Annotated in this window: 13 protein-coding genes and 1 pseudogene; 8 read left to right on the top strand and 6 right to left on the bottom strand. The window is 47.1% G+C overall.

Annotated elements, in window-relative coordinates; all coding sequences use genetic code 11:
• Window positions 1–223 precede the first annotated feature (223 nt).
• The 4 genes from H6F88_RS24235 to H6F88_RS24220 all read left to right on the top strand — a co-directional run bounded on the left by H6F88_RS24235 (window position 224) and on the right by H6F88_RS24220 (window position 5,004).
• Window positions 224–1,033 carry a DUF6671 family protein gene (locus H6F88_RS24235; RefSeq protein ID WP_242050693.1) on the top strand — a complete coding sequence of 270 codons (810 nt, stop codon included), beginning with the start codon at window positions 224–226 and terminating at the stop codon, window positions 1,031–1,033.
• A gap of 498 nt (window positions 1,034–1,531) precedes the next feature.
• On the top strand, window positions 1,532–3,100 hold the full coding sequence (locus H6F88_RS24230; RefSeq protein WP_190645304.1) for an MFS transporter: 1,569 nt from the start codon (window positions 1,532–1,534) through the stop codon (window positions 3,098–3,100).
• Between the two features lie 239 nt (window positions 3,101–3,339).
• The gene (locus H6F88_RS24225) at window positions 3,340–4,272 is read left to right on the top strand and encodes a DUF4394 domain-containing protein (RefSeq protein WP_190645303.1); all 933 of its coding nucleotides are present in this window, start codon (window positions 3,340–3,342) and stop codon (window positions 4,270–4,272) included.
• A gap of 510 nt (window positions 4,273–4,782) precedes the next feature.
• The gene (locus H6F88_RS24220; protein ID WP_190645302.1) at window positions 4,783–5,004 is read left to right on the top strand and encodes a hypothetical protein; all 222 of its coding nucleotides are present in this window, start codon (window positions 4,783–4,785) and stop codon (window positions 5,002–5,004) included.
• Between the two features lie 160 nt (window positions 5,005–5,164).
• On the opposite strand, the gene H6F88_RS24215 is transcribed toward H6F88_RS24220, so the two are convergent.
• From H6F88_RS24215 to H6F88_RS24205, 3 genes are all read right to left on the bottom strand, one after another.
• Window positions 5,165–6,547 (bottom strand): HNH endonuclease, encoded by a 1,383-nt coding sequence (locus H6F88_RS24215; protein ID WP_190645301.1) that lies wholly within the window; start codon window positions 6,545–6,547, stop codon window positions 5,165–5,167.
• Between the two features lie 206 nt (window positions 6,548–6,753).
• The gene (locus tag H6F88_RS24210) at window positions 6,754–7,440 is read right to left on the bottom strand and encodes a hypothetical protein (RefSeq protein WP_190645300.1); all 687 of its coding nucleotides are present in this window, start codon (window positions 7,438–7,440) and stop codon (window positions 6,754–6,756) included.
• A gap of 526 nt (window positions 7,441–7,966) precedes the next feature.
• Window positions 7,967–8,287, bottom strand: a complete 321-nt coding sequence (locus tag H6F88_RS24205; RefSeq protein WP_190645299.1) for a thioredoxin family protein — start codon at window positions 8,285–8,287, stop codon at window positions 7,967–7,969.
• A gap of 184 nt (window positions 8,288–8,471) precedes the next feature.
• On the opposite strand from H6F88_RS24205, the gene H6F88_RS24200 reads away from it, so the two are divergent.
• Window positions 8,472–9,137 (top strand): hypothetical protein, encoded by a 666-nt coding sequence (locus H6F88_RS24200; RefSeq protein ID WP_190645298.1) that lies wholly within the window; start codon window positions 8,472–8,474, stop codon window positions 9,135–9,137.
• Here H6F88_RS24200 and H6F88_RS24195 read toward each other — a convergent pair.
• Entirely contained in the window at window positions 9,130–9,462 is a 333-nt protein-coding gene (locus H6F88_RS24195; RefSeq protein WP_190645297.1) for a winged helix-turn-helix transcriptional regulator, read from the bottom strand. The genes H6F88_RS24200 and H6F88_RS24195 overlap by 8 nt on opposite strands.
• Before the next feature lie 116 nt (window positions 9,463–9,578).
• On the opposite strand from H6F88_RS24195, the gene H6F88_RS24190 reads away from it, so the two are divergent.
• The 3 genes from H6F88_RS24190 (at window position 9,579) to H6F88_RS24180 (ending at window position 10,900) form a co-directional block, all read left to right on the top strand.
• The gene (locus tag H6F88_RS24190; protein WP_190645296.1) at window positions 9,579–10,310 is read left to right on the top strand and encodes an SDR family oxidoreductase; all 732 of its coding nucleotides are present in this window, start codon (window positions 9,579–9,581) and stop codon (window positions 10,308–10,310) included.
• A 93-nt stretch (window positions 10,311–10,403) separates the two neighbouring features.
• Window positions 10,404–10,694 (top strand): type II toxin-antitoxin system Phd/YefM family antitoxin, encoded by a 291-nt coding sequence (locus H6F88_RS24185; protein WP_190645295.1) that lies wholly within the window; start codon window positions 10,404–10,406, stop codon window positions 10,692–10,694.
• A 17-nt stretch (window positions 10,695–10,711) separates the two neighbouring features.
• Complete coding sequence (locus tag H6F88_RS24180; protein WP_190645294.1) at window positions 10,712–10,900, top strand: hypothetical protein; 189 nt, start codon at window positions 10,712–10,714, stop codon at window positions 10,898–10,900.
• Between the two features lie 40 nt (window positions 10,901–10,940).
• Here H6F88_RS24180 and H6F88_RS24175 read toward each other — a convergent pair whose 3' ends face one another.
• Complete coding sequence (locus H6F88_RS24175; RefSeq protein ID WP_190645293.1) at window positions 10,941–11,558, bottom strand: hypothetical protein; 618 nt, start codon at window positions 11,556–11,558, stop codon at window positions 10,941–10,943.
• A 67-nt stretch (window positions 11,559–11,625) separates the two neighbouring features.
• Window positions 11,626–11,721, bottom strand: a pseudogene (locus H6F88_RS24170) (IS5/IS1182 family transposase); the annotation flags it as partial.

Below are 11,721 nucleotides of genomic sequence, written 5' to 3'. Positions count from 1 at the left end.
GGTATGTGTACCGTTGTTGGAAGAAATACCTTATACCAATTTAATTTGAGGATGTTACAGGTGTGGGTAGGGGCGCACCGCAGTGCGCCCTTACAAGGATTATCGCCATTGCCATATCTGGGAAGCCACAGGTTAAACTTCTTCTACTGCTGCTTTGCTTACAATCATGAACAGCTCATTTCCCCAGGATCTGTTTTGTGACAGAGAAAGTGTGTTGGCAACAATGCATCGAAAAGAACAGGTGATTGCTCCCATTGTGGAACAACAGCTTGGAGTAAAGGTTGTTGTTCCTCAAGGATTTAATACCGATGAGTTTGGCACCTTTACTCGTGATATTAAACGCGCTGGAGATCAGCAGAATGTAGCTAGACTCAAGGTTGAAAGAGCAATGGCTTTGACCGGCTCAACGCTTGCATTTGCCAGTGAGGGAAGTTTTGGTCCTCATCCAGCGATTCCGTTTGTGGCATGTGATTGCGAAATTGTGTTGTTGAGCGATCGCACTCATGATCTAGAAATTGTGGGACAAGCTATCTCTACAGAAACGAACTATAGTCACAAGTCTATCCAAAGTCTTGAGGCAGCTCTCACCTTTGCCCAGCAAATTGGTTTTCCGACGCATGGTTTAGTTGCCATGTCTGAGGCACAACCGACTCCGTCTTCTCACCTTGTTAAGGGCATTACCGATGAGGCGAAACTGATAGGAACAGTGGACTGGTTCCTAAAGAAGTTTGGTCAGGCGCATCTTGAAACGGATATGCGGGCAATGTATAACCCTACGCGAATGAAGGTGATTGCTCAGGCGACTGAGGATCTCGTCTACAAGATTAGCCAACGTTGCCCTCAATGTGGTTGTCCGGGATGTGCTGCCGCTGAACGCAAACCAGGCTTACCCTGTGGACTTTGCGGATCGCCAACTAATTCAACTCTTGCAGTAGTTCATCGCTGCATCAAGTGTGACTTTAGCAACGTAACGTATTTCCCGGACGGACAGGAGTTTGCCGATCCAACGTACTGCTTTTTCTGCAATCCTTGAGGGTTTACAAAGTTATACCAATTTAATTGAAGCATGTTGCAGACGTGGGTAAGGGCGCACCGCAGTGCGCCCTTACAGAAATTGATGTGTTGCGAAATCTGTTTAAGTCGGTATTACTTCTTCTCTAGGATTGCTGATCGGATGTATGAATTTCGTAGGGGCATGGCATTGCCATGCCCCTACACGGGGGATTGAGATCCGTGAATCATCTCCGCATTCAGCAACGCTTTCTTCTCTAGGATTGCTTCCCAACATTCACAGAAACAATGTCCATAACAAAGTGTTTGAATCTTTACTTGAACCATAGGGCGATCGCTCCTCAAGAGTTAATCCGTAATTTGAGTGGTCTGCACTTGGAATCTTGTCGCAAGTGAGATAAAACTCACTTCTGGATATAAAGCTTCATGAACCATTCCAGAATCACATTCGATTAGCCCTAAGGAGATCGTGTTAATCGTGTTATTGATTGTTCCAAGGTTGTTTTGTGCTTGAGAACTCATGACCAATATTGGCAAACCCCCTTGTGATGAAGCGGTGATTCGGTCCAAAACCTGTGTAGAGCCTTGCAAGCGAAATTTGCGCCGCTGGATTTTGGCGGCGACGATCCTTGGCTCTAGCATGGTGTTTATTGATGGCAGCGTGGTGAATGTGGCGCTGCCTGTGCTGCAATCTGAGCTGGACGCAACAGCAGCCCAGGTGCAGTGGATTGTAGAGGCTTATGCTCTATTTCTAGCAGCGCTAATTTTAGTGGGAGGGTCACTGGGCGATCGCCTCGGTCGCAGGCGGGTCTTCATCTGGGGAGTCGTCATCTTCGCGATCGCCTCTCTCTGGTGCGGATTCTCCCCTGATGTAAATCAACTCATCCTGGCGCGTGCCGTCCAGGGAATCGGCGGGGCACTGCTGACTCCAGGAAGTTTGGCAATCATCAGCGCTGCCTTTAGCGGCGCAGAACGAGGACGGGCGATTGGTACCTGGTCTGGATTTACGGCAATCACGTCAGCGTTAGGGCCCGTACTGGGCGGTTGGTTGGTGGAATCGGTGTCTTGGCGCTGGATATTTTTCTTGAATCTACCGTTGGCAGCGATTGTGTTGGCGATCGCGCTCTGGCGAGTACCCGAAAGCCGAGACGAATCAGCGGCTCGACTAGATTGGGCTGGCGCACTGTTGGCAACCGTTGGTTTAGGCGCACTGGTGTATGGCTTAATCGAAGCCTCAAATCTGGGCTTAGGCGATCCACTGGTGATTACAGCAGTAGTGATTGGCATTGCGACGCTGGCAGCCTTCATTTGGCTAGAAGCTCATAGCCGCTATCCTATGATGCCGTTGAGGCTGTTTCGTTCACGCACGTTTAGTGGAGCAAATTTGCTCACGCTGTTGCTCTACTCAGCGGTAGGCGGAGTGTTGTTTTTCTTCCCGTTTAACCTGATTCAGGTGCAGGGCTATTCTGCAACCGCAACGGGAGCAGCGTTTTTGCCACTGATTTTGACCTTGTTTGTGCTGTCTCGCTGGTCGGGTGGGCTAGTGAGTCGTTATGGCGCACGGTTGCCCCTAACGATTGGGCCAATTGTTGCCGCAGTGGGATTCGCTCTGTTTGCCCTACCCGGAATTGGCGGCAGCTATTGGACAACCTTTTTTCCGGCGATCGCCATTCTAGGGCTTGGTATGGCTATCAGTGTGGCACCCTTGACCACAGCGGTAATGGGTGCGGTTGAGGCTCACCAGGCTGGAATTGCTTCTGGCATCAACAATGCTGTATCTCGCGTAGCCAGTCTGTTGTCAGTAGCCGTCTTAAGTCTGTTAGTGCTGGCTGCTTTTAGTCGTGGATTGCGCGAACGGTTAGCAGCGCTAAATCTACCACCTGAGGCTCAGCAATTGATTTATGAACAACGGGTCAGGCTAGCAGCCATTGAGGTGCCTGATTTACCTGCTGGGTTAGGGGAAGAGGTGGAAAGGGCGATCGCTGAATCTTTTGTTGACGGCTTTCGCCTGGTCGTCTTTATTGCCGCTGGACTGGCACTAGCCAGCGCATTCGTCGCAGTACGGATGATTAGAGGAGCAAGGGGGTAACGGAATAAGACGGTTTTCACGCTCCCACTTCTCTATCTTCTTCATTTCTTCTTCAAAAACTAAAGCCTATAAAGTCGCTTTGATGAAGCTTTAATGAAGCTAACTGAGCAGTGCATCTGAAGCCATGCTCCTTCCGTATCCCTAGCACAACGACGCAAAAGACCGTGAACTTACGGAATTCTGCTCGTCGTTTTTATCGCGCCTTTAAACAAAATCATCATTTAATGCGGAAGGTTCCCATGAAACTGAACAGGCTCAGCACAATTCTTGCTGCCACAACGGTGACAACATTAGTCGGTCTATTTGGCGCTGTTAAACCTGTCTTAGCAGCGACCGTTCAACTCATCGGTTTGACTGACAGCAACTCACTGGTTCTGTTTAATCCTGATGATCTCACCAAAACTCGCAGTGTAGCGGTAACGGGTGTTAACGGCAACTTGTTGGGAATTGATATTCGTCCGGCAAATGGATTGCTCTATGGCATTACTGATACAAATGATATCTACACAATCAACTCTGGAACAGGTGAAGCAACTTTGGTGAGTTCGCTTTCTCCAATTGAGTTTGAAGGAGGCAACCAGTCAGGATTTGACTTTAACCCAGTGCCCGATCGCCTGCGATTAGTCGGTAGCAATGATCAGAACCTCCGCATTAATGTGGATACGGGGGCGATCGCTGACCTAGATCCCAACACTCCGGGCTTCCAGTCTGACGGAACGCTGGCTTATGGCGCAACTGATGTCAACGCTGGTGCTGACCCCAACATCACCGCCGCTGCTTACACCAACTCCTTCGCGCCATCCCCAGACCCGACTCGGATGACTCAGCTATTTGGAATTGACTCTGCTCTAGATGTGCTGGTGTTGCAAGCTCCTCCTAACGCTGGCACCTTGACGACTATTGGTTCTTTAGGAATTGACTTTGATGTCGTAGGCGGATTTGATATCCTATCCGATGGCATGGGCGGCAATGTTGCTTATGCGGCTTCTAACTCCACGCTTTACAACATCAATTTATCCAACGGTAGCGCCAGCACTGTGGGTACAATTGGTGATGAACCCGTTCAGTTGGTGGGTCTAGCAGCGACCACCGTTCCTGAACCTGCAACGGGTGCAGCTTCATTGCTGGGTCTGGGTGGCTTATTCTTGGTGAGAAGATTCCGCAAAGCGTAAACACATCAAAAGGTTCCTCTATCCTCGTGAAACTTAAGGGAAACACACTGTGCTTCCCTTTCTTCTCATGTTTAATTCTAATATTCTTTAGTTCTTACCTGAAGGAGTTGCGAACAACTGAAGTGATGTATGAACTGATGAATCCTAAAAGACCCAAAGCACTAGATGGAATCGTGACAATTGGACCCCAAGCACCAATAAAGACCATTGTTGTAATTAAGTCTTCAAGTCCAGGGTTAGCAGGACATTGATAATCGAAACCCATTTCTGCTTGGCAGCTCAAAGCGGTAGCTAAGGAAGTCCCAACAAAACCCAGCAAAAGCGGTAAAACCCCGTACAAAATGCAAACGCCAAGCAGAAGCAACTTCCGAGGAGTTGAGCGAGAACGGATTGCGAAAAAACAGAGTGCAGGTCCAACTAGAATCAGAGCCCAACCTAAAACTGTGGAAACAATAGTTCCAACCAAAACTAAGATATTGAAGATGATAGGTTCAAGCGAGGAAACCATATTTGAGTAGAGTGCTAGCTGTAGTAAATTCAGATACCCACATCAGCGACATGATTTCGGACATCACAGGTTGGACAACTACTAATCATGGGTTTATGCGATCGCCCCTACTATGCCGTTACTTTTCCACCGTAGGGTGCGTTGCGATCGAGCAAACGCACCATCAAATTTCGTATCCAATCCTGATTCAACGCCATCTCAATCCTGAGATCACTTCAATTTAGTAGATTATTCCTAGTCTTTGATACTTGGAACCTGGTCAATGTATTCCAGATGAAAAATGAGTTTAGGATATTCGATGAGATTCTGCATCAGCCTTGCAGTAACGTACTTTGTAGGAACAGCAACTACTCTACTAAATTGGTGCCCACTACAATGGGGGCATTAGCTTGCTGGCAGATGACCACTTTTGCGCTTCTTAATAAAAGTCTCATGATGCTTATTGAGAGCTTTTTGACTTGGTGCTGCTTTTTGGTCCTGCGGTAAAGTCAATTTTCGACTAGCCAAATTTTGGTAACAAGTACCGGTAAGTTCAGGGGCAATTACCACATCATAAGTATCTGGTTGAATAGACAGTAGATGCAAATCGAACAGAGTGTGTATGTCAGCTCTGAGCGGTAAACCATTTGTTGGATGATTAGTTTCAGTTCCTTCATAGGGGCTTATGTGTGCAGCTTCGATGGCTGAATCTACATCACAATCAGTTATAGGACATCGATTACCGTAAGAATTTAGTAACTTATGTCGAAATTCAGCTTGTCCCTGCCGTTGCACAATAGAACGAATTATCCGCCTTTTAGCATCTTCAAGGGTTGCAGGGTCAAAATATCCTTCAGATTCGATTTTTTGATGCTCAGCATCTAGCTCAAATCGATCAGAATTTTCGGCAGTTGAATTTGGCATACTCTCTAGTTCTTGAACACGCCATACTTTAACTGAACCACTACCTTCAGCAAATGCAGTTGCATCTCCACTAGCTAACAACTTTCCATCAAAACTGAAGTTCATGCTAACTGGCCACTTGAAATTCAAGTATTGCACCTTCTCACGGTCTTTCAGGTTCCATATCTCAATCCCATCATGTACCGAGAAAGCCAAAAATTGACCTGTTGGATCAACAGCAAGGCATTTGACATATTCAAATTCCTCAGCGAAAGTTTGCTGTAATTCTCCAGTTTGTACATTCCAAATTTTGACACCACCACCACCGCTACTAATTAAACTATTAGCATCGGGAGTAAAGGCAACTGTGCTGATATTGCTGGAATGTCCCTCTAGAATATGCAACTCCCTCCCTGAATCAACATCCCACAATCTAATCGTAGCGTCATTACTTCCACTAGCCAAGGTTTGACTGTCAGGACTGAAGGCAAGAGTATTGACTCTAAGGTTATGCCCTAGAAAGGTCTGAATCAGTTCCTTACGATTAATGTTCCAAAGGTAAATAGTTGTTTTTTGTCCACTTGCTGTCTTGTATTTATTTTCTCCTCCACTTGCAAGTAACTTACCATCAGGACTGAAAGCAACTGAATAAATTGGATCTTTGCGTTTGGCAAGCGTACAAATTAAGTCTTTTGTTTCTAAACTCCATAGTCCAATTGTCTTATCAAGACTACCGCTAGCCAAAGTTTGACCATCAGAACTAAGACTAAGAGAGCATATAATATCCGTATGTCCTTCAAGAACAGCGTCTATCTCTCTAGTCTTTAAATTCCAAAATAGAATTTGACTACCGCTAACATTGGCTAGCATTCCACTAGTAGTCATTGGAACTCCATAAATCCAACTGGAATGACCTCTCAATTCGGCCACACATTCCCAAGCTTGGTTTAGAGCAGGCATAACGTCCAAATAGTAGTAGTACTTTGCTATTAGGGGAAAAGGAAGGCGTGTTAACGATAGCGTAACGCATCGTAACAGCTGCGATCTCAATGCGTTGGTGGGTTTACTTGCAGCACCGTCCCACCCATGCATTACGCAGAACGTCTCTCTCCTGAACTGGTGTTGCGCGACTTCACCACAATTCCCAACCCTTCCAACAACTGCCGATCGCTCTCTAATGCCAGACGCGCAATTCGGGTAAAGTCACTCATCCACGATTGCAGAGCGGCGATCGCCTTCTCCTTTGTCTGAGTAGCGGTTTGGGCATCGCCTTTTTCAGTTTTCTGAGATAGGTTAGCGGTGTCTACTGCCTGCACCTCTGCCTGCCCTGCCTGAAGCTTGTCTGCGGTAATGCCATACTCACGCAACTGGGTCAGCAATTCGGGTGCGTTGAGCAGGTTCGTGTAAAACTGGTTTGCCTGGGCTAGCCAACCGGGCAGGCTCTTTTTGCGATCGCCCTCCAGTTCTAGACGGGTTGCCACTCCGGAGTTGTCCTTAAACACAATACGTGCCACCTTCAAATAGCGCATGTAGCTTTTCTTGGCAGTATCCCAAACTTGTTTCAAGGCAGTAGTGGCAGTTCTCTGGTCGCCATAGTCGGCACGCTGTTGTTGATGGGCAGCAAGGGCAGCTTCGTAGAGCAGTTTGCCCTGCTGAATCCGCTCTGGCGTATAGCCAAACTCCTTGAGATAGGCTTGAATCTGAGAATTAGTGAGGGAGTTGTTGATCGCAACGTGGGCAGAATTAAGCAGAATGTCGATGCTTCGTCTGGAAGGCATGGTAGGTGCACCTGAGGAGAGTGGATTTGTTCTACATAAGGTGCCCTTGAGGAGACCAATTTGCACACCTCCCAGTGGTTTCGCATAGCTCCTTTGTCATTCCGCATAGCTCCTTTGTCATTCCGCATAGCTCCTTTGTCATTCCGCATAGCTCCTTTGTCATTCCGCATAGCTCCTTTGTTGTTCCGCATAGCTCCTTTGTTGTTCCGCATAGCTCCTTTGCTATTCTGCATAGCTCCTTTGCTATTCTGCATAGCTCCTTTGTCATTCCGCATTGCAATTGAAAGATTTTGTGAGATTGCCGGAGCGTAGCTAGCGGTAGGGTGCTGTTAGCGATCGCGTAATACCAATTCCCTAAAGAGGAACAACAGATTGGGTAGGGGCATTTCGCGAAACGCCCCTACAGGAGCATTTATGTGTAGGCGTAGGTTGGGTGGAACAACGTGAAACCTAACGTTTGTCTAAATTCTGTTGGGTTACGCATTCGCCTCACCCAACCCACGGAAGCCTCTGTGTTTTGTATTCTTTACTCAGCAGCAACCTGACTCAAAACTTCTTGAAGCTTTGTGCGAAACTCACCTTTAGGATGTCCGCCTTTGACTTCACCCAGAATCCTGAAATCTCCTTCAGGTGAATCGCAGACTAGATAGGTAGGCCATCCCATTTCTGCTTTGTCAGGATATTGAGTGAGTAAAATCTTGCGATATTTGCGGTAGGTTGCCGTGTCCTGCATCTTCACGCTGACAAACTGTAGCCCCAACTCTTCTGCTACCTTTTGATCATAAAAGGACATCTTGTGGCAAATGCCGCAGTCCTCAGAGGAAAATTTGATTACCGCTCGATCCATGTGCTTTGACTCCGAAGCTTCAAAAACTGAGTTAATTTCAACTTGATCAAGATTGGCAAGGATTTAAAAGTATCGCAACCGAATTTAGCAAAGTGCTACATTTGGTCGTATCTGAGTTGCTAACGAAAAAATGCTGCACCTTAAACCTGTTAGACGGTCTGTGCTTGTCACATGGAGAAGCAGCTTGCCAGCAATTTCCTTGCTCGTCCTTTTTGCGTTATCAACTTTAGGCTGTGCTTCATCTCGTGTTGAATCTGCTGACTTCCAGGGAGATCCTCAAGCAGTGGTCAGTTCTGAGTATGCCTGTCCTAACGGAGAGGGAGCAAGTGTATTTGAAACTCGCCCCTGGGAAAGGGGTGTGGTTGTGGTGTACGAAGTTCGGTGTGACGATTCAGAACACTTATCAGGACACAGCGTTTTTAGGCAAGTTAGAGATGGATGGAAATTGATTGACAGGAAGGCATCTAACATCTCTACAGAAGAATTCTCGACTACTGGAACATTAGTAGATTACTACTTCAGTGGAATAGATGATTTCAGTGTGAGTTTTGTAGATCAGCTTCAAGAATTTATCCCTCACTCACTAAGGCGTGAACGAATTCGACCCAAACATTACTATGGTGTTTACGGTCGAATTCTCTCCCCTGAAGTCGCTGCTGTAGAAGCAACATTCAACACTGGAGAAACTTTGCGCGATGAGGGAAATGGAGGTATGTTTGCGCTAACCTCATTTCGAGCAGCCGAGATCTGTGAATTCAGGGTTTTGGGTGCTAACGATCAAGTTTTGCAGCATGAGAGTAGTTTGATACAACTGATTGGTGCAGAGAGACAGTCCTCGTGCTCTAGATAAGCTCTAACCGTTTCAAATGCCGCTCACCCCAGTTGCAGAGCGTTTGCAAAACAGGTTCGAGGCTTCTGCCGTACTCGGTGAAGGAGTATTCCACTTTAGGAGGCACTTCTGAAAAAACGGTACGGTTAACTAATCCATCGCTCTCTAATTCTCGCAGTTGTTGAACTAGCATCTTCTCAGTAATTTCAGGAATGAGTCGCTTGAGTTCGCTATAACGTCTGTCATTATCCTTTAAGTGCCACAAAATCAGAAGTTTCCACTTGCCTCCCAAAACCTTCAAAGTTGTCTGGACAAATACTGTTCCATCCGATTGATCCTCCTGCATTGGCATCCTCTCGTCTAACACTGGCAGCAACTTACAAAAAAGTAAGTACTTCCAAAAAAGTTAGTGGAAGTATACCTTGATGAAGGTTGATGATCAGTTACTAAAAGGAATCCTCTATGCCATTGCAAGGAAAGGTTGCGATTGTCACAGGTTCGTCACGGGGAATTGGACGGGCGATCGCCCAGCGGCTAGGGCACGACGGGGCAAACGTCGTCGTCACCTACAGCGGCAACCGCGACAAAGCAGAAGAAGTGGTTTCAACCGTTGAGGCAAGTGGTGCAAAAGCAACAGCAATTCAAGTGGATGTGCGAAAGCTTGAGGATGTAAGGAGCCTATTTCAAAAGGCGATCGAACACTTTGGCAAAGTAGATATCTTAGTCAACAATGCGGCTGGGAAAAACATCTTTAAGCCCACAGCCGAAATGACCGTCGAAGAGTATGACAGCATGTTCGACATTACTCGCGGAGTCTACTTTGCGCTTCAACAAGCGGCTCAACACTTAGCAGATGGCGGTCGAATTATCAGCATCTCCACCAGCGGGACAGTGATGGCAATTCCTACGGGAGGCGCATATGCCGGAGCTAAAGCGGCAATCGAGCAGTTTAGTGCAGGATTGGCGAAGGAGCTAGGGGCAAGGGGCATCACCGTGAATACTGTTTCTCCTGGTGTGACCAACACAGATGGTCTTGTTTTGGAGCAAGCCCAAGTCGATCAGCTAATTGCTCAAACTCCATTAGGACGGCTGGGACAACCTACAGATGTAGCCGATGCCGTAGCAATGTTAGTTTCAGACGATGCCCGTTGGATCACCGGACAACACATCCGCGCCAATGGTGGAATTGTCTAGAACTCATCAGATCAGGGACTATGTATTGATTCTTTTGCCCTTCGCTATACTCCATACAATTGAGGTAGCCATCCAAATAGCCATCGCCGCTCTATGTCTGACCTCAGCGTTCAATATTCTATCGTGCAAGCTAGCGATCGCCTCCCCGAACTTGTTGATCAAGCCGAACAGGGAACTCCTATTGAGTTGACCCGACACGGTAAACGCGTTGCGGTCATTCTCTCGGCAGAGGAGTACGACCGAATGTTTTCCCAAAAAGGAGATTTTGGGCGATCGCTAGCAGCATTTCGCCACCGCTTGGAGGTAGAGAACATTGATATTGATCCAGATGAGGTATTTAAAGATGTGCGGGACAAATTCCCCGGACGCGAGGTTAATTTGTGACAATTCTGTGATTTCTGTTGGATACTAACATTCTGTCGGAACCCTTACGCCCTCAACCTAATCCGCTGGTGATTCAGCGATTAGTTGACCACAGCGAGGTTTATCAACGGCATCAGTGGTCTGTCATGAAATTCAATTTGGCTGTTATCGTTTGCCCGCTTCCCGGAAACGCCGCACCCTTGAAGCTTATCTACGAGACGAAGTAGAAGATAAATTTGTAATCCTCTCCTATCTGCTTCATGCAACCTACAAAACTAGAGTTGGAAATCCTTCATACCGTTGGGTGCGATCGCCCTTATGGTTTTCCATCCCTGGTGTTGTCAGGTAGCCTTTAGGTTCGATGTAACTGTAGATTGCTTTCTCTGGCTGTTCGTGCCAACCGATGTTGAAAGCACAGAGTTTAGGAAAGAATTGCATAGAAGCATAGGGAAGATGGTCATGAATCCACCAGGCTAGGGATTGCCAGTCTCCTGTTTGCTCATAGCGATCGAGATACCAGTTGACGACAATACAGACCATCGCCCCCATTTTGCCGTTTGCGTCGGGAATATCCCAAATGTGCTTTGCGTAGTTAGACTCATTACTGGCACAGTTATGTCCTTTCTCATTTCCCAGTCTGTTTACCTGAGGAGAGCGGTAACCAGAGCGGATAGAGATGCGCCCGAAGGTTGCTTGCAGAGGTTCTAACAATTCTTCGCACAAGCGAGTGCCAGCAGCGATTGCCAGATCTGGATTTTCGGGGATGTTGGGAAGTCTGTAGAAGTTAGCGATTTCGCTATAAAGGAAGTCGCGCATAAAGAAACTTGGCGAGAGACGCACCCGCCCTAATTCTTCCAGTCCCTTGACTGATGCTGGTTTTCTCATACACCTCATAGCTATGAACCGTAGAACGCATCACGATGCACCCTACTTATTAGACTTCCTGCATGAATCAAGAGGCATGTGCCAATTCATAGTTGAGTAAGCCAGCAATCAGGTTCAAGCGCAAGCCAAACCGTTTTCTGCGGTTGCGATAACGTCCTGCAAA

Source organism: Oculatella sp. FACHB-28 (assembly GCF_014696015.1).
Taxonomy (GTDB): Bacteria; Cyanobacteriota; Cyanobacteriia; order Elainellales; family Elainellaceae; genus JAAUTN01.
This window is presented reverse-complemented; position numbering and strand designations above follow the sequence as displayed.